This is a genomic window from Seonamhaeicola aphaedonensis, assembly GCF_003386195.1.
Taxonomy (GTDB): Bacteria; Bacteroidota; Bacteroidia; order Flavobacteriales; family Flavobacteriaceae; genus Seonamhaeicola; species Seonamhaeicola aphaedonensis.
This window is the reverse complement of sequence record NZ_QRDX01000006.1, coordinates 74496-93839: the sequence shown is the minus strand read 5'-3', so window position 1 is coordinate 93839 and position 19344 is coordinate 74496. Positions and strand designations below refer to the sequence as shown.

14 protein-coding genes are annotated in these 19344 nt (G+C 35.3%); all 14 read left to right on the top strand.

The window, feature by feature from the left end:
* The first annotated feature begins 43 nt into the window (after positions 1 to 43).
* Positions 44 to 1348, top strand: coding sequence for an L-fucose:H+ symporter permease (gene fucP / locus DFQ02_RS10745; RefSeq protein WP_116524440.1), 1305 nt, complete (start codon positions 44 to 46; stop codon positions 1346 to 1348).
* A gap of 118 nt (positions 1349 to 1466) precedes the next feature.
* The gene (locus DFQ02_RS10740) at positions 1467 to 4871 is read left to right on the top strand and encodes a glycoside hydrolase family 38 N-terminal domain-containing protein (protein ID WP_181896403.1); all 3405 of its coding nucleotides are present in this window, start codon (positions 1467 to 1469) and stop codon (positions 4869 to 4871) included.
* Positions 4872 to 5092: 221 nt separating this feature from the next.
* On the top strand, positions 5093 to 6124 hold the full coding sequence (locus DFQ02_RS10735) for a LacI family DNA-binding transcriptional regulator (protein ID WP_116524438.1): 1032 nt from the start codon (positions 5093 to 5095) through the stop codon (positions 6122 to 6124).
* 62 nt (positions 6125 to 6186) lie between these two features.
* The gene (locus tag DFQ02_RS10730; RefSeq protein WP_116524437.1) at positions 6187 to 9039 is read left to right on the top strand and encodes a glycoside hydrolase family 38 N-terminal domain-containing protein; all 2853 of its coding nucleotides are present in this window, start codon (positions 6187 to 6189) and stop codon (positions 9037 to 9039) included.
* A 28-nt stretch (positions 9040 to 9067) separates the two neighbouring features.
* Positions 9068 to 9772 carry an RraA family protein gene (locus tag DFQ02_RS10725; protein ID WP_116524436.1) on the top strand — a complete coding sequence of 235 codons (705 nt, stop codon included), beginning with the start codon at positions 9068 to 9070 and terminating at the stop codon, positions 9770 to 9772.
* A gap of 26 nt (positions 9773 to 9798) precedes the next feature.
* Entirely contained in the window at positions 9799 to 11250 is a 1452-nt protein-coding gene (locus DFQ02_RS10720) for a sugar porter family MFS transporter (protein ID WP_116524435.1), read from the top strand.
* A 6-nt stretch (positions 11251 to 11256) separates the two neighbouring features.
* Positions 11257 to 11691 (top strand): cupin domain-containing protein, encoded by a 435-nt coding sequence (locus DFQ02_RS10715; protein WP_116524434.1) that lies wholly within the window; start codon positions 11257 to 11259, stop codon positions 11689 to 11691.
* A 6-nt stretch (positions 11692 to 11697) separates the two neighbouring features.
* Positions 11698 to 12495: an SDR family NAD(P)-dependent oxidoreductase gene (locus DFQ02_RS10710; RefSeq protein ID WP_116524433.1), complete on the top strand. Its 798-nt coding sequence runs from the start codon at positions 11698 to 11700 to the stop codon at positions 12493 to 12495.
* A 43-nt stretch (positions 12496 to 12538) separates the two neighbouring features.
* On the top strand, positions 12539 to 13591 hold the full coding sequence (locus DFQ02_RS10705; protein ID WP_116524432.1) for a lactonase family protein: 1053 nt from the start codon (positions 12539 to 12541) through the stop codon (positions 13589 to 13591).
* 15 nt (positions 13592 to 13606) lie between these two features.
* Positions 13607 to 14752 (top strand): ABC transporter substrate-binding protein, encoded by a 1146-nt coding sequence (locus DFQ02_RS10700; RefSeq protein WP_116524431.1) that lies wholly within the window; start codon positions 13607 to 13609, stop codon positions 14750 to 14752.
* Positions 14749 to 15519 carry an enoyl-CoA hydratase/isomerase family protein gene (locus DFQ02_RS10695; protein WP_116524430.1) on the top strand — a complete coding sequence of 257 codons (771 nt, stop codon included), beginning with the start codon at positions 14749 to 14751 and terminating at the stop codon, positions 15517 to 15519. The genes DFQ02_RS10700 and DFQ02_RS10695 overlap by 4 nt, the downstream gene beginning before the upstream one ends.
* A 2-nt stretch (positions 15520 to 15521) precedes the next feature.
* Complete coding sequence (locus DFQ02_RS10690; RefSeq protein WP_116524429.1) at positions 15522 to 16709, top strand: CaiB/BaiF CoA transferase family protein; 1188 nt, start codon at positions 15522 to 15524, stop codon at positions 16707 to 16709.
* 12 nt (positions 16710 to 16721) lie between these two features.
* The gene (locus tag DFQ02_RS10685; protein ID WP_116524428.1) at positions 16722 to 17807 is read left to right on the top strand and encodes a mannonate dehydratase; all 1086 of its coding nucleotides are present in this window, start codon (positions 16722 to 16724) and stop codon (positions 17805 to 17807) included.
* A 118-nt stretch (positions 17808 to 17925) separates the two neighbouring features.
* A complete protein-coding gene (locus tag DFQ02_RS10680) occupies positions 17926 to 19329 on the top strand; it encodes a glycoside hydrolase family 76 protein (RefSeq protein WP_116524427.1) in 1404 nt (467 codons plus the stop codon).
* Positions 19330 to 19344 lie beyond the last annotated feature (15 nt).

Genomic DNA, 19344 nt, shown 5'->3' with positions numbered 1-19344 from the left:
GATTTGTTTCATTTTTGAAACTATTAATAACTAAACTTATAATATGACTAAGCGATTAAAACATCCTGTAGTTCCTAAACAAATGATAGTACCATTTATATTAGTAACCTCTCTATTTGCGTTATGGGGGTTTGCTAATGCGGTAACTGACCCTATGGTGCAAGCTTTTAAAAAAGTTTTAGAGCTTTCAAATTCTCAGGCAGCATGGGTACAGATGGCTTTTTATGGAGGTTATTTCTGTATGGCGCTACCTGCAGCCATGTTTATGCGAAAATATTCCTATAAAACAGGTGTTTTAATTGGGCTAGGCCTATATGCATCTGGGGCTTTGTTATTCTATCCGGCTGCAACTACAGAACTATTTTGGTTTTTTTGCTTAGGTCTATATATTTTAACTTTTGGTTTGGCATTTCTAGAAACAGCAGCAAATCCTTATGCTTTGGCAATGGGACCAAAAGAAACTGCTACTCAACGTTTAAATTTGGCACAAGCATTTAATCCAGTAGGACTCATATTGGGATTATTTGTGGCACAACAATTTGTGCTTAAAAATCTAAAATCTGATGACATAGAAAATTTTAGTGCTTTAGATGAAGCTTCAAAAATTTTAGTCAAAACTTCCGATTTACTGCTTATTAGGAATCCTTACGTTATCCTTGGTCTTGTGCTTATTGGAGTTTTTGTTTTATTTATGGTTAGTAAAATGCCACAAGCAAAAGAAGATGGAGACATGCCAAGTATAGGGAATACATTTTCAGTATTATTTAAGAACAAGAAATATACTTTGGGGGTATTGGCTCAGATACTATATGTGGGGGCACAAATTATGTGTTGGACCTATATTTATCAATATGCAGAAGGCATAGGAATGGATAGTGTAACCGCTGGATATTATCAAATGGTGGCGTTTATTTTATTTACGGTAGGAAGGGCAATAGGTACCTTTTTATTGAGATTTATAAGTTCAGGAAAATTACTTACACTTTTTGCCTTTTTTGCTGTAGGATTTGTTTTAGGAACTATTTTTATTAATGGAATCCTAGGATTATATTCTTTAGTGGGTGTATCTTTTTGTATGTCTTTAATGTTCCCGACCATATATGGAATTGCTCTCAAAGATTTAACCGAAGAACAATCAAAAGTTGGATCGGCTGGATTAGTTATGGCTATAGTAGGAGGCGCTTTAATGCCTAAGCTACAAGGGGTGATTATAGATATAGGAGGGAATGGTGTGACTGATACACTAGTTTTAGGTGTTTCAGAGGTTAACTTTTCTTTCGTATTGCCTTTATTATGTTTTATCTATATCGCTTGGTACGGACTTAAAGCAAATAATCAAGAAAAATAGTTTTTTTGAACAAAAAACTCATAATTATTTTGAAATTAATAAATACAAAAACAATATGAAATTTAATCAAATTATTAAAAAAAATATATTAATAGTATTTTTTTTAAGTAGTTTAAATATGATAGCGCAAAGAGATCAAAAACCAGATGAAATTTTTGTGGCTGGATATATGGAAAAAATATCGGGTAATGAAATTGAGCATAGAGCAAAAGAAGTAGTCGGATTAAATAGAACAATAGTTTCCAGAGCTAATGACGGTAATCAAAAAATAGAATGGAAAACAGCTCCAGTTTTGAAGACTAAAAAAGATGATTATGTAACATTTGTACATTACGCAGGTTATGATACAAAACGTCCAGGAACTAAATTTTATTTTTATGTTGAAGGAAATAAACAGGGAGAAATAGTTATACCTGATAATAACAAGGATAGTTGGAGTATAGAGCTCAAGAACAAAGGAACATTGAGTTTCTCTAAGCATTATTTAGATGATAATAAAGGTTGTTTTGGTTTTCTATATTATACTGTTCCGGCAAAAAGTATTGAAAATGGAACTCAACTTGTTTTAAGTGTTGACGCCGAAAACCAAAAATCGCAAACCTATTTTAAGATATTTAAAAAAAATCTCACAGAGAGCATAAACGTTACGGCTTTACCTGCGCTAATTAAAACAGATGTTGAAACATTCCAAACGTTATTTGCAGAAATAGTTTTTATAAGAAAGCCTGTAAAAGGCGTTTTAAGCATCGATGGAAAATTTGAAAGAGAGATTGATTTAAAACCCGGTATACAAACTATCGAAATTACACTACCCCAAGTAAAAAAGAACAAAACAATAACTTTAAATTTAGATTTAGGTAACTACCTTATAACAAAAGAAATTAGCTTGAAACCTATAAAACATTGGAAAGTTAATTTCGTACAACATTCCCATACTGATATAGGTTATACAAGATCGCAAACCGAAATTTTAGCAGAACATCCAAGGTATATTGATTATGCATTAGATTATTGTGATGCCACTGATGACTACCCAGAAGCATCAAAATTTAAATGGACTTGCGAGGCATCATGGGCGGTAGATGAATTTTTAAATAGTAGATCGCAAACTCAAATAGATCGATTAAAAAAGAGGATTAAAGAAGGTAGGATTGAAGTAACGGGAATGTATTTTAACTTTAATGAACTACCAGATGAACAATCCTTAGCTGCATCATTAGCTCCGATTAAAAATATTACAGATAGAGGTATAGAAGTTGTTTCGGCTATGCAAAATGATGTAAATGGTATTGCTTGGTGTATGAATGATTATTTCAATACTTTAAATGTCAAATACCTGACTATGGGTACTCACGGCCATAAAGCTCTCATATCTTTTGATACACCTTTAGTATTTTGGTGGGTATCTCCTTCAGGAAAAAAAATGTTGACCTTTAGGGCAGAACATTATATGGCAGGTAATGCCTTTGGAGTCCATACCGATGATTTTGAAAACTTTGAAAAGAACCTGTTGGAATATCTTGTTAAGTTAGAAGAGAGAGGTTATCCTTATGATAAAACTGCAATTCAACATTCTGGTTTTATGACGGATAATTCGCCTCCTTCAACAAAAGCAAGTCATTTAATAAAACAATGGAACGAAAAGTACGAATGGCCAAAAATTAAAACAGCAATAGCTAAGGATTTTTTCGAAGAGTTTGAAAAAGAGCACGGAGAAGAATTGATTGAGGTTAAAGCACATTGGCCAGATTGGTGGACTGATGGATTTGCATCTGGAGCCAGAGAAGTTGCTGCAACAAGAAATGCTCACGTAAATTTAATTGCCGGACAAGGTGGTTTAGCAATGGCTAAATTGTTAGGGGCTAAAATGCCAAAGGGTGTAGATTCAAGAATTATGGAAACCAATAAAGCATTACTGTTTTATGGAGAACACACTTTTGGAGCCTCAGAAAGTGTTTCTCAACCATATAGTAAAGCAACGATGGAGCAGCGAGAAATTAAAGAGTCTTATGCTTGGGAAGCTTCTAGAAGATCGTTCATGTTAGCTGAAGAAGCTAAAGGCTTGTTAAGCGAATATATTGGGAAAAGTAAAAAACCATCCATTGCTGTTTTCAATACATTTAATTGGGAACGAGAAGGTTTGATTAAAATATTTATTGATCATCAACAGGTACCCTATGGAAAAAAAATTCGTTTGGTTGATAATGCAGGTACAGTTTATCCAGCTCAAATTTTAAAGCCCTGGCATGGGGGAACTTATTGGACTGCCTGGGTAAAAAGCATTCCTGCTTTTGGGTATAAAAAGTTTGATATAGAAGTTATTGATGACCATCACTCACACTCACATACTAACGGAGAAGCACACAGTCATAATAAAAATTTTGATTTCAAAGAAAAAGAGAATTACATCCAATTAGATAACCCTTGGTACTCCATAAAAGTAGATAAAAAGAAAGGAGCTATAGCTCAGATATACGATAAAGATTTATCAAAAAACTTAGTTGATGACCAATCAGAATATAGTACAGGAGAATTTATTTTAGAAAAGTTAAAAGGGAGAGAACAATTGTTTATAAATAGAACAATAAATGGAGAGAGCAACGGTCCGTTAACAGACTATACCAGACAATCACTGGATAGCGTTTGGTTATCAGAAATACGGGAAGGTGAAATTTGGAATTCTATTAAATTCAGGGGTAAAACGGAAACAGCCTACGATACTACTGATGCATTTTTATTTGAAATTAGGCTTTTTAATACTTCAAAAAGAATAGATTTTGCTTTTGAATTAAAGAAAAAACCTATTACAGATCCTGAAAGTTTTTATATCTCATTTCCATTTAAATTAGATAAAGGAAAAATACACTTTGAAATATCAGGAGGACCAATGGAGGCAGGTGTAGAACAAATTCCTGGATCAGCTAACGATTGGAATACAGTACAGAATTTTGTGCAAATTAGGAATGATAAAGAACAAATAGTTTTGGTTTCATCAGAGGCGCCAATCATGCAGTTTGGTGCTATTAATACTGGGCGTTTTGAATATGGTGCTGTTCCCGAAAGTAATAACCTGTTTAGTTGGCCAATGAATAATTACTGGACTACAAACTTTAATGCAGATCAGCGTGGTATGTATACTTGGACTTATAACCTAACAAGTATGAATGAAAGTAGCGTTAAAGAAGCGACCAAATTTGGTTGGGGCACTAGAGTACCGTTTTTATCAAGAGTGATACCTGCCAGTCCTATAGAAAAAAAAGGTACTAATGAGTTATCAATACTTTCACATATCCCAGATAATGTACTTATTGTAAATGCAACACCTCTTGAAGAAGAGAATGCCATACTTCTTCATTTACGAGAAGTAGAAGGCAAAGAAAGTATTTTTGAGCCAAAAAACTTTTTGGATAAACCCATGGATTTTTATGAAGTGAATGTTGTTGGCGAAATCATAAAAGCAACTTCAAAATTACAAATACAGGCATTAGAGAGTAAGTTTTTTAAATTGTGCTGGAAGTATTAAAGCTTCATATATAGTGAATTAGAACTAAAAATAAATCCAATAAAATAGAGAAAGGTGTCAACTTATATCGTAACATAGATTATTATTTAATAAAATATATTGGTAAGTTTTAAAAAATGAACAAATAAGGTTACAAATGAAATTTTGTATACAAATTTGGAATTTAAAATCTATTTACTTTTCTTTGTAATCACCTAACTAAACCGATTTAGTTCGTTTGTATGAAGAAATTGTATTTGAAAGATGTTGCTAGAGAGTTAAATGTTTCTAAAACGGCGGTTTCTCTTGTGTTGAATGGTAAAGGGGATGAGAATAAGATCAGTTATGATACTCAGCAGAAAATTATAAATTTCGCAAAAAAACATAATTATATTCCAAACCAATTGGCACGTGGTTTGAGTAGGGGTAAAAGTGAAACGATTGGATTAATTATACCAAATATTTCAGATACATTTTACTCTAAAGTAGCTGGTGTTATTGAAAGAAAGGCAAAAGAAAAAGGTTATACGGTATTATTTAGTAGTTCTTATGAAGACCCAAAGACAGAGGGAGAGCTCATTCTATCCATGCTTAATAGGCAAGTAGATGGATTAATAATAGCGTCAACCCAACAAAATAAAAAAGAAATAGAATTCTTGAAAAAAGAAAAGTTTCCCTTTGTGTTGTTCGATAGGTATTATCCCGAAAATGAGACAGATTATGTTATTGTTGATAATTTCTATGGCACCAAGAAGGTAACCGAGCATCTTCTTAATCTTGGGAGAAAGAAGGTTGGATTTATAACATTAAAACCTGGATTAGAACCAATAGCACAACGTCTTATGGGGTACAAAGAAGCTCTTAAAGCTCATAATCTTACTTCAAAAGAAACTTATGTAAAAGAAATTGGGCGTGAAGAGTATTTCAGTGAAGTAGAAAAGGCTATAATAGATTTGACTGCAAGAGAGCAGGCTGTTGATGCTATAGTATTTTCGACACATTATCTGGCTTCACAAGGATTAAGGGTGCTTAAAAAATTAAATTTAAAAGTACCAGATGATGTTGCTATTGTTAGTTTTGATGAATTGAGTGCGTTTGATATTGTTGAACCACCAGTTACATCAGTCGTTCAACCAGTAAATGAAATTGGCTACTCGGTTATAGAAATACTGCTAAATAAAATTGGTAGTACAGTTAAGACAGAGTTTCAAACCAGAGTACTGAAAACAAAACTTGAAATAAGGAGCTCATGTGGAAGTTTTTTGTCTACGTGAGTTTTTTTCAAAATAAACTAAACCGATTTAGTAAGTTAAAACATAATTAAAATTTAAGGGATATGAAAAAGTCTATATTTTTAGTATTAATGGTGGTGTTTGGTTTTGCGTTTGGGCAAAATACCATCAATATTACCTACGTTGAACCTTATGAATATAAAGAGGTTACAGGAAATCTTTTGGCTAAAGCTAGTTTAGATATTGAGCATACAAATCAATACAAACATATAGCATTTGAAAATGGTAAGACCATAGAAATTAATCAGGAAAACACTAAGGTCTGGGTATGGTTGCCTGTTTTTGGAACACCTGAAAGGATAACATTTGTAGGTAAATCAAGAAAAAGTTCAACACAACAATTGTTTACGCCTTTAGTGACTACAGACTGGGGATATTTTAAGGAAGGAACTTTTCATATAATATCTTCTTCACACCAAGATATCGCTTGGATGGATACCCCTCAATATTGCAGACATGAGCGTATTCACGACATAATTGCGCCTGCTTTGGATATGATGGATACAGATAATGCCTTTCATTTTGGAATGGAACAAACACTAAATCTAAAAGAGTTTATTGAAGAATTTCCAGAGCGCAAACAAGAAGTGATGTTGCGCTCGGATGAGGGGAGGTTTACTTGGGGTGCAACATACAACCAACCGTATGAAGGCATGCAAACAGATGAACAGTTAATTCGTGAGATGTATTTTGGAAGACGTTGGCTAAAAAAGAATTTTCAAGGTAATGATGTTATAACGGCATTTAATACAGATGTACCTGGTAGAACCTTGCAGTTCCCTCAAATATTGGCAAAATCTGGAGTAGAAAATTTGTTTGTATCTAGATTGAAAGAGGGGTTCTATAACTGGTATTCACCAGATGGTTCGTCAATCCCAACCTACAGTCCAGGTAATTATGGTTGGGCTGTTATGTTCTACAAGCTTTTTGAACAAGATGCTATTGAAGCTATGCATAAATTGCAATCTAGAGTAAAAATGTGGGGTGATTATTATAAAGCTCACAACTTACCACCGCATTTTGCCATCGTAATAAGTAATGATGCTTCAGGGCCAGCTAACTATGGTACCATTGTTTCAGAGTGGAATGACATTATTGAAAAAACCGGGGTAAAAATGCCAAAGCTAAGACATTCAACAGTTACTACATTAATGAATGAAATTAAAAAACCTGGTGCTGTTTTTGAAACAATTTCAGGTGAAAGACCCAATATTTGGTCTTACATTCATGGTCCTGGTCATGCTAAGGCTATAACAGCCTCAAGAAAAGCAGGACGTCTATTGCCTAGTGCCGAAATTTTTGCATCCATTGATGCCACTTTAAAAGGCTCTTTTGAAGACTATCCTGTAGAAGCACTTTCTGAAGCTTTTGAGGAATCTATATATCCTGACCATGGTTGGGGAGGTAAGAATGGACATATTACCGATAGTATTTTCCGTGATAAATTAGAATTTGCCGCGTCTGAAGCAGATCGCCTAATTGAAAAATCACTTACCTCAATTACAAGTAATATAAAAACCAAGAGAAACAATGCGGTAGCAGTATATAACGATTTGTCGTGGAATAGAACAGCAACAGCAAAAGTTAATATAAGTGATAATTCTAACTATTACGTAGTGGATCATAAAGGTAAGATAGTACCTTCTCAAATAAGCAGCCATAAAGGGATAAAAGAATTAGAATTTGTGGCATCCAATATTCCGTCGCTAGGTTATTCGACGTTTTATTTAAAGAAGGGCAAAAAGTCTTTTAATGTCAATAAATCTATAACTCCCAATGCCTTACGTAACGAATTTTATACAATAAGATTAGGAGATGGTGGACTAACATATTTGTTTGATAATAAGTTAGGTAAAGAAGTTATTAAAACTACAAGGTTTGCAGGAGGCGATATTATTACCATGAAATACGATGGTAATGGTGCAGGAGAGTTTACTCAAATGACTGAACCTAAAATGTATGGATTCAACAAAACAAGTTTGCATACAGCTAACTGGAAAATTGTTGATGACGGTTCTGTTTTTACCAAGTTTAAAAACGAGGTTAAGTTTAAGCATGCCAATATTGTACAATACATAAAAGTATATCATCAAATTAAAAAAATAGATATTTCAGTAGATATTTTAAATTGGGATGGAACCCATAACCGAGAGTTTAGACTTGCACTTCCATTGGATATGGAGAACTCTACCATCAAGTATGAAGTACCTCTTGCTATTGCAGAAGTTGGAAAATCTGAAATGAAGCAAGCACCTCGTGGATGGGCATGGGGTGGTACTTACGACCAAAAACCTGTTGAGATTCATCCAAGAGAGGTAATGAATTTTATATCTTCTGAAAAAGATGGTTTCCAAGTAACTCTAGCTACCGATGTCGCTTTAGCAGATTGGATAGATGCAACAAGAGAATCTGTTGAGTATACTGTGCTGCAGGGAATTTTAATGGCAACACATAAAAGTTGTCATGGCGAAGGTAACTGGTACCACCAAACCGGAGATCATCATTTTGAGTTTTCAATAACGTCACATGAAGCTAATGATGGTGTATCTTATCAATTTGGAAACGGAACAAACCATCCACTTCAGGTTAGTGAGCAAAAATCAAAAAATAACTCAGGTAGCTTACCAGAAAGCAAAAGCTTTTTTGATATCTCAAACCCAATGGTGCGTGTGAGTACAGTTAAAAAAGCTGAAGACGAAGACGCACTTGTATTAAGGCTTGTAGAAATTGATGGTAAAGTCAGTAAACCAACAATATTTCTACCAAAATCAGCATCAAAAGTGATAAAAACTAATTTAATTGAAGAAGAAATCGAAGTATTCAACTTAAGTGGTGACAACATAACAATTGATATAGGGAATAATGCCATTGAAACCTATAAAATAATCTTAGAATAACAGAATTAACATTTTGTAATCAAAATATATGAGCAGTACTAATAAAATTTGGAAAGATGATAAAGAGCTATTCGCAATAGCCAAATCAGAATTATTTGTTGCCTTGGTAGGCGATATTTTGGATACGTTGGGTTACCAACATCAATTCTTACCACCTAATATAAAGCCATTAAGCACAGATTTTGTGGTTATAGGTAGAGCGATGCCAGTTCTAGAGGCCGATGTTTTTGAAGAGTCTGTCAAAGACACTAAAAACCCTATGATGAAGAAACCATTTGGAATTATGTTTGAAGCTTTGGACGATTTAAAAGAAGATGAAGTTTACATTTGCTCTGGCTCTTCGCCAAGATATGCGCTTTGGGGTGGATTAATGAGTACACGTGCTATGAAACTCAAGGCCGCAGGAGCGGTACTTCATGGCTACTCACGAGATACTAACGAAGTTCTAAACCTTAATTTTCCAACCTTTTCTTATGGAGGTTATGCACAAGACCAAGGACCAAGGGGTAAGGTTATAGACTATAGAGTTCCTATAGAAATTGAGGGTACACGTATTAATCCAGGCGACATTATTTACGGAGACAGGGATGGTGTAGTTGTAGTACCAAAAGAAGTTGAGGCAAAAGCGTTTACAGGAGCCATCGAAAAGGCTAGAGGAGAGCAACTCGTAAAAAAGGCTTTAGAAGAAGGGATGAGTACCGTGGATGCCTATAACAAATTTGGAATTATGTAAGCAAACAACAACACTAAATATAAATTATGAAAACCAACACATCATTTTACGTTTACGGAATCAGTTTTGTGTCTACTATTGGAGGGTTCCTTTTTGGTTATGATACTGCCATTATCTCTGGATGTAATACATTTTTAGAAGCACAATACAACCTTTCTCCCAGCATGCTTGGTTGGGTGGTGTCATCGGCTTTATTGGGTACCATTTTAGGATGTATCATATCAGGAAGTATAACTGATAAATTTGGTAGAAAAAATGCTCTGATAGTTGCAGCTATATGCTTATTGATTTCTGCGTTTGGTTCTATGCTGCCACCCCAGTTTTTAGGCGATTTAAACAATACCTATTGGTTGTCATCATCATCTAACGATTCTTTCATATTTTTAGTTGTAGTGAGAATCATAGGCGGTATAGGTGTGGGTATTACGTCTGTTGTAGCGCCTATTTATATTTCAGAATTAACCTTACCTGAAAAACGAGGGAAAATGGTATCACTGTATCAGCTTTCAATAACACTTGGAATTTTGTTGGCTTTTTTAGTAGATTGGATGGTGTTAAATAACGCAGGGGAATCAGCTGGTGTTATAACCCAAGAAAGTGGTGGTTTTTGGAATTGGCTATTTGTTCAAGAAATTTGGCGCGGCATGTTTGGTACAGAAATCCCAATTGCATTGTTATTCTTGGTACTCTTGTTTTTTGTTCCTAAAAGTCCTAGATGGTTAGCTGTCAATGGTAAAGTAGACAAAGCACATGATATCATGGTAAAGACCATGGGAGAATCTATGGCACAGTCTCAAATAGCAGAAATTAAAGCTGTTGCAAAATCAGAATCTCAAGGTTTTAAAGATTTACTAAAGCCTTATTTAAGACGGCCTTTTTTAATAGGTATTTTGCTACCTATGTTTTCTCACCTAAGTGGTATTGCAGCTATCATGTATTTTGCTCCCAATATTTTAAATGAGTCCATTAAAAGTGTAGAGAGTTCTTTTTTGGGTGCTGTTTTGGTAGGATTGGTTAATTCAATTTTCACCTTTGTAGCCATCATGAATATTGAACGATACGGACGAAGAAAATTGCTTTTAATTGGTGTCATAGGTGCGGCCATATCTTTATTTGGTGTTGGAACATTATTTGCTGTTGGGTCTAGTCTAGTAATCATTCCTCTATTAATGTATGTAGCCTGCTTTGCTTTCTCTTATGGTCCTATTGTTTGGGTTATTATTAGCGAAATATTCCCTACTAAAATTAGAGGTCTGGCAGTAAGTATTGGTAGTTTATCTTTAATGGTTACAGGTTTTTTTATCACATTAACTAATCCAGTTTTTATAGAAACTATAAAACCGTCGGGGACTTTCTTTTTATACGGCGCATTAACACTACCAGCTATTTGGTTTATATGGAAGTTTGTTCCAGAAACAAAAGGCAAAACATTAGAAGAAATAGAAATGTCTTGGAAAAAAGGCAATACAAAAGATTAAAACGGTATGAGTAAAAACGTTATAGAACAATACAAAGTAGAGGGTAATGGTTACCATCCGTTTTTAATTCGTGAAGGTTGGCAAGTGGCACAACTAAATTACATGCCAGAACAACACATAGATAACATAAAGAAATTGGATGTTCATTTTTTAACCGATGAGGTATTTATCCTTTTAAAAGGAGAAGCCGTTTTAATAGGTGCAAAAATTGAAAATAATAATGTGACATTCGAAACCGAACTTTTAAAACCGAACATTACCTATAATATTCCTGCTAATGCTTGGCATAATATAGCCATGAGGGAGGGAAGCGAAATAATTATTGTTGAAAAATCAAATACACACATCTCAGACTTTGAATTTTTTCAATTAAATGGTGAACAAATAGCTGAACTAAAACAGATGGTATCAGCTTGTTTCGATAACAAAAAAAAAAATTAAAATCCAATGACACAAATTAACTTAAAAGGCAAAAAAGCCCTAGTAACAGGAGGAAGCCAAGGTATTGGCGCAGGAATTTGTAAGGCGTTGGCGGCTTGTGGAGCAGATGTGTTTATCAATTATTACAGTAATAAAGAAAAGGCACAAGAGGTAGTAGATGAGATCAAATCTAAATACAACGTTAATGTCTGTATGGGAAAGGCTAATGTAGCAAAAGCTCAGGAAGTTCAGGATATGTTCAGTAAGATGGATGCTGAAATTGGCACTATTGATATTCTTGTCAATAATGCTGGTAGTGAAAGTATAGAGCATGTTTTAGATTTAGAAGAAGACGAATGGGATAGGGTAATGGGTATCAATTTAAAAGGTCCATTTTTATGTGCTAAAGAGGCAGGCAAACGTATGGAGAACAATGGAGGTGGTGTTGTTATAAATATTTCCTCAATTCATGATGCAGTGCCTAGAAAAGGATTGATTCACTATTGTTCTGCAAAAGCGGGCTTAAAAATGTTTTCAAAATGTCTGTCTTTGGAATTGGCAGAGGATAATATAAGAGTCGTATCTGTAGCACCAGGGGCCATAGAAACGAATATGAATCGAGAGGAAATTAATAAATTTGGTAGAGAGAAGTTTCATAATTGGATACCATCTGGAAGAATTGGTAATGTAGAGGAAGTTGGTAATACGGTAGCCTTTTTAGCAAGTGATATGGCAGATTACATTAATGGGGCCGATTTGTATATAGACGGGGCTTACATGAATCACACCATTCAATACGATCCACGTCCCTTACGCGAAAAATAACAAATCATTGAAAGCTATTTTAATAACTATAATATTACAAAGTATGGGTTTTTTTTATACAGGAAGTTATACAGAGCAGGGTGCTCCAGCTGAAAGTCCACAAGGCGAAGGTGTAGGTTGTTTTGAAATTAATTTAGAAACAGGTGAGATAATTGAAAAAAGCTATACTAAACAGCGAAGCCCTAGTTACCTAGCAATTTCAAATGATAAAAAATTCTTGTATGCACTAGAGGAAATGTACCAAAACCTACAACCAAGACTTTATGCCTATAAGATTGAGGAAGATGGTGCATTAAGTATGATAAATTCACAGCCTATACATGGCGATTATGCCTGTCATTTGGCAATTATAGAAAACAACTTGGTAGTAGCCAGTTATGTGTCAGGAAACATATTGTCTTATCCTATAAATCAAGACGGTAGTATCAAACCCTATTCACAAGATATTAAACACGAAGGTATTGGACCTAACAAAGAAAGGCAGGAAGCGGCGCATGCCCACATGATATATCCTTTTGCACATAATCATATGTACGCGGTAGATTTAACTTTAGATACCGCAAAGGCCTACCAATGGAAAGAAAAAGAACAAAAATGGGAGGGCACGCCAGCTTTGGATGTTAAAATTGAAGCGGGTAGTGGTGCGCGACACATGGTTATGGATAGCAACCAAGAATTTGCCTATATACTCGGAGAATTAACTGGGGAGCTTTTTGTTGCAGATTTAACCGTGGGTGAACATGCTATAGTTCAAAAGATAAGTTTTATTCCTGATAATTATAATGGAGCCATAGGTGGTGCGGCCCTGAGAATACACCCGAACGGTAATTTTTTATATGCATCCAATCGCGGTTCTGAAACCATTACTATTTTTAAAATTGATGCCCAATCAAAACAATTATCCCTTGTAGGGCATCAAACTACCTATGGTAAAAACCCACGAGATTTTAATATCCATCCCGAAGGCAAATGGCTTATAGCCGCCAATCAGGATAGTAATAGCTTAGTAGTGTTTGAGATAAACACTAACGATGGCACACTTCAAAAAAAATCAACTTTTAAAGTAAATACACCAGTAAATATTTGCTGGTTATAATTTAATTAAGTTATAATGATTGAATTAAAAGGCATAGCGTGGGACCATCCAAGGGGTTATGAACCCCTAATAGCGACATCAAAGGCGTTTCAAAAAAACAATCCAAATGTCAATATTACTTGGAAAGTTCGTTCTCTAAAGGAATTTGGAGACACGCCTATTGAAGATTTAATTGAAAATTTTGATTTAATAACCATAGACCATCCCTATATGGGACAAGCCCATAAAAATGGTTTATTGCTTAAGTTAGAAGATTATATAAAAACCGAGGAATTAAACGCCTTGAAACAACAGGCTTTAGGCAAATGTTTCGATATCTATAATTATGAGAACCACCTTTACGCCACTCCAATTGATGCGGCTGCTTTGGTGGCTTCATATAGAAAAGATATTATAGATAGTTTGGAACTGAGCTTACCTAAAAATCAAGAGGAATTAAAAGCATTTTATAAAAAGTTACCTTCTGGGTTTTCCGTGGCTTGGGCACTTTGCCCAACAGATATTTGGTGTACGTTTTTAACGCTTTGTGTTCAAAATTATGGTCCGGCATTCATCCAAAATAAGGAAATAAATTCAAAAGTAGGTATTTCGGTATTAGATGATATAAAGTTTCATGTTGAACAAAGTCATCCACAATCTTTAAACTGGAATCCCATCCAAATATTGGATAAGATGGGAAATGAGGATGGTATTATATATTCGCCCTATTTATTTGGATACACAAACTATTCGCGCCAAAATTACACCAAAATCTTAGTGTATTTTATTAACAGTCCAACAGGGCAACAAAAAAACATAGCAACCATTATGGGCGGTGTAGGTTTAGCGGTGTCTGCTCTAACAAAACATCCTGAAATGGCTTCAAATTATGTGAGCTATGTTGCTAGTGCAGAGGTTCAAGAAGGGGTTTTTACCAAAAATGGCGGACAACCAGCAAGTAAAAATGCTTGGGAAAGTAAGGATAACAACACCTTATGTCATAACTTTTTTAAGGATACCAAATGGACTATTGAAAATGCTTATATACGTCCGCAACATCCAGGTTGGAATGCATTTCAAGAGCAGGGTGCCGATATTGTTCACGAAGGCATATTAAAAGACACAAATTCAGAGGTAATAATGAATAGGTTAAACGACTGTTACAAATCTGTTAAGTTATGAAAGCATTTAAAACGATAACCATTGAAACCACCAACGCTATTGCTGTATTAAAATTTAATAGGCCAGCTCAATTAAACGCCATGAATCGTGAGATGATGGATGAAATAATTGAAGGTATTCATTGGATTAACGCTCAATCTGAATATCATGTTGCGGTAATAACTGGAACGGGTAGAGCATTTATGGCAGGAGCCGATATTAAGGAATACGGAAGCCAAACACCTGAAGAATTTGACGCCTTTCAAGAAAAAGGTAAAGAACTATATGATGCTATTGAAAATGCAGATAAACCTTGGATTGCTGGTGTTAATGGTTTTGCCCTTGGTGGTGGTTGCGAGATAGCCTTAGCCTGCGATATGATTTTAGCATCTGAAAGCGCAAAAATGGGACTACCAGAAGTGTTTTTAAGTTTAGTTCCTGGTGGTGGTGGTACTCAACGATTAATACAAAAAATAGGTGTAAACAGAGTTAAGGAAATGTTGTTTCTAGGGGGGCAATATGAAGCCAATACCTTAAAAGATTGGGGTTTGGTTAATCAGGTGGTTTCCAACGAGAATTTTTTAACAGAAGTGATGGATTTTGCAGGGAAACTTTCAAGAAGACCTCATAAATCTGTAGCACAATTAAAGCGTTTGGCAAATATGAGTTTAACAACAATACCTTTTGAGGAACGCATCAATGAAGAAGCCATTGTAGTTAAGCAATTATACCTTGATGAAGAAGCGCAATTAGCCATTAAAAAATTTATAAAAAAGTCTGAGCAATAGTCATGGAGCAACACGGACCATTAAAAGGATTGGTAGTAGCCGATTTTTCGCAATTGGCACAAGGGCCATGGGCTACCCAAATGTTGGGCGATATGGGCGCAGACATCATTAAAATAGAACCTGTAAAAGGCGATTGGATGCGTCATTATTCTTATGGGAATTTATATCCCGAAGGAGAGAGCATTTCCTTTATAAGCTTCAACAGGAATAAAAAAAGTATAGCACTCGACTTAAAATCTGACGAAGGCAAAAAAATAGCAAAAGATATAATTGCTAAGGCGGATATTCTTTTGGAAAATTTTCGTCCTGGTGTAATGGAGCGCTTAGGTTTGGGTTATGAAGATATGAAAACGCTAAATCCGGGATTAGTATATTGTTCTAGCTCTGGATACGGGGCTTCAGGACCATATTTAAAAAGACCAGGGCAGGATTTACTGGCGCAGTCGATAAGTGGGGCTCCCTATTTAAACGGACAGAAAGGTGGGTTGCCCGTGGTTACGGCCGTAGGCCAAGCCGATTTGCTAACCAGTTTGTTTATTGTGCAATCGGTTTTAGCTGGGATATATTCAAGAAGTGTTACTGGTAAGGGACAAAAAATTGAAGCTAATTTATTGAGTTCTGCATTAGGATTTCATATTCAAGAGATAACAGCTTTTTTGTTAAAAGGGGAAAATCCAGAGCGCAGTGCAAGCGGTATTCCAAATCCTTGGTTAGGTGCACCCTATGGTTTATACAACACTTCTGATGGTTACATTGCCATTGGGATGAATTCTGTACAAAGACTAGCGCAAGTTATTGGTTTGGACAAGTACGATTCGGAGGCGTATAAGTCGAATAATATTATTGATAATCGTGATAATATTCGAAACGAATTTAATGCTGTTTTTAAAACCAAAACCACCAGCGAATGGTTAAAATTATTATTGGCAGAAGATATTTGGTGTTCGCAAGTTAATAGTTTTAAAGAAATGGTGGAAGACCCACAGATAAAACATAATGACATGATTTTGGAGTACGAACACCCAAAAGTGGGCACTATAAAAACCACGGGCTTTCCCGTAAAGTTTAGCGACACACCACAAAAAATTGAAAAACCGGCACCCTTACTCAACCAACATGCCGAAGAGATATTAAAACAATACTGTGGATATTCCGATAAGGAGGTCCAATCATTCTTAAACAAAACATAAAAAATTAGTGAAATGAAATTAGGATTCGGATTATACCGTCACATGCTGAACGAACAGCATTATAAGTTTGCAAAGCAATGTGGTGCCACACATTTGGTGGTACATATGGTAGATTATTTTGGGAATGCAGACAATGATAAGTCGAATGCCAATCAGCCTATTGGAGGCGATAGAGGATGGGGAAAAGCAGGGAATGGAGAGTTATGGACTTTAGATGAACTTCTAAAAATTAAAGCAGAGATTAATAGTCATGGACTAGAGTGGTATGCCATTGAGAATTTTGACCCCTCTATATGGCACGATATACTTTTAGATGGCCCTAAAAAGGAACAGCAAATAGAGTTGGTTAAAGAGCAAATAAGAATTGTAGGTAAAGCAGGCATTCCAGTCTTTGGCTATAATTTCTCTTTGGCAGGGGTTTCCAGTAGGGTAGAAAAACCATTTGCCCGTGGTGGTGCAGTTTCTGTAGGAATGGAAGGTTCGGTAGATGAAACACCTATTCCAAACGGTATGGTGTGGAATATGGTCTATGACGACAATGCACCAGCAGGGACTGTAGAAAGAGTGTCGCATGCTATACTTTGGGAACGCTTACAATACTTTCTAGACCACGTGATACCAGTAGCCGAGGAGGCAGGTGTAAAGATGGCGGCCCACCCAGACGATCCACCAATGCCTCATGTTAGAAACACACCACGTTTGGTATATCAACCCGATATGTACCAACGTCTTATCGATATGCAACCAAGCGAAAGTAATAACCTTGAATTCTGTTTAGGAACCATTTCGGAAATGACTGAAGGAGATGTTTATGAAGCGACCAGACAATACAGTCAACAAAACAAAATTGCCTACGTTCATTTTAGGAATGTTGTTGGGAAAGTGCCCAATTATCATGAAGTATTTGTGGACGAAGGCGACATAGATATGTTTAAGATATTGGAAATTTTAAAGCAGAATAATTTTGAGGGGATACTAATACCAGACCATACCCCACAAATGAGTTGTGATGGGTCTTGGTATGCCGGTATGGCATATGCTATGGGCTTTATGAAAGCTTCTTTGAAGTTAATTGAATCGATACATTCCAAAGTGTAATTTAAAATATTCTAACACAAGGAGGTAAGTAAGAAAAAATAGAAATTCAATCACTCAATCAGATGTAAATATATAACTGAATGACATGCAAATAGGTTACTAATATCATTTCAATATTATGAAAAGAAGAATGTTTATAAAAAACACAACTTTGTTTGGAGCTTCTTTATTTAGCTTACCTTTATTAATGACATTATCCAGTTGTAAGTCTAGTTCTTCATCAGAAAAGGTCTTGAAAAATCAAGCGGTATCAGCCTTTAATAGGTTTAAGTCGGTATGGAATTTTAAGGATTTCTGGAAACGTGGTAATACTTTCGATGCTTGTTTGGTTTTTGTTGATGCGCTTCAAAATCAGTGGCCAGACGATAGCGAAATTATTGAAATTCAAAAGGAGGTGGAGGATATGTTAAAGGAAAATTTAGAATTTTTCCATAGCTATGACTCTGGCAAGTTATGGGCTGATGATTTTGGATGGTGGGGACTTATGGCCTTAAATGCCAGAAAACATTTGCTTAAAATTGGTAATATAGAATTAGCGAATGCTTATTTAAAATTATCAACAGATTTATGTTGGGAATACAAGAAAAAAACAGCCTACGATAATTCCGATGAAGGCTTCCCTGTTTTGCATGGATGCAGAAATGGAGATGCCAACGGAGAAAGTAAAGGCGTAAAGAATACCGTAACCAATGTGTTACTCTTTTTGCTTTCGTCTCGTATTTATCGTTGTCTTTCAGAAGAAGGTATTGCCAATGGAGATAAGTACTTAGATATGGCTTACAAGCAGTGGGTTTGGTTTGATGAGTGGTTTAATTTAAAGGATTTTGAATATCTCAAGAAATTAGATGCAGAAGGTGTTTTGGTTCAAGAGCGACCCATGGCGTTTATTGAGGGTTCTACTTATATTGAAAAAATTCATCCACCATGGGCAGAGGGCTGGATATGGTCGGGGGACCAAGGCATGCTGGTGGCTTCCTTAACAGATATGTTGGCAATAGCCGATGATTTGGATGCTTATTTAAAAAGGACAAATATTAATCCAAATTTTGATAGCGGTACCTTCAAATCGAAAATCAATAATTTAATAGAGAATTTAGCTAAAGGGATTCAAAATGGATTAATTGCAAATGTAGATGGTATTATGAGAGAAGCTCCTTGTTATTCCAGTTTCGGACCTGAACACGGCAGAGACTATCTCGCAGGAAGAGGCATTATGGTACGGTATTTAGCGCAAGATGAGATTAAAAAACACTTAGATATTGATTTAACTGATAATATTTCAAAGACTTTTGAAGCCATTTGGAATACAAGAGACATTGCAACCAATCAATTTAAACCTGAGTTTACGGCAATTGAGAATGATAAATTATATATTGAACAATTTACACAACTTTGGGGATTGGCAGATGATGTATATCAATGGAATTTGGATAAAATGAAAGAAAAGAACAAAAACGGTGTATGTCAATCTATAGGTTTAGATTTTTTAGGGGCAACCATTAGAAGTTTAAAAGAAGAATAATTAATACTCAAAAAA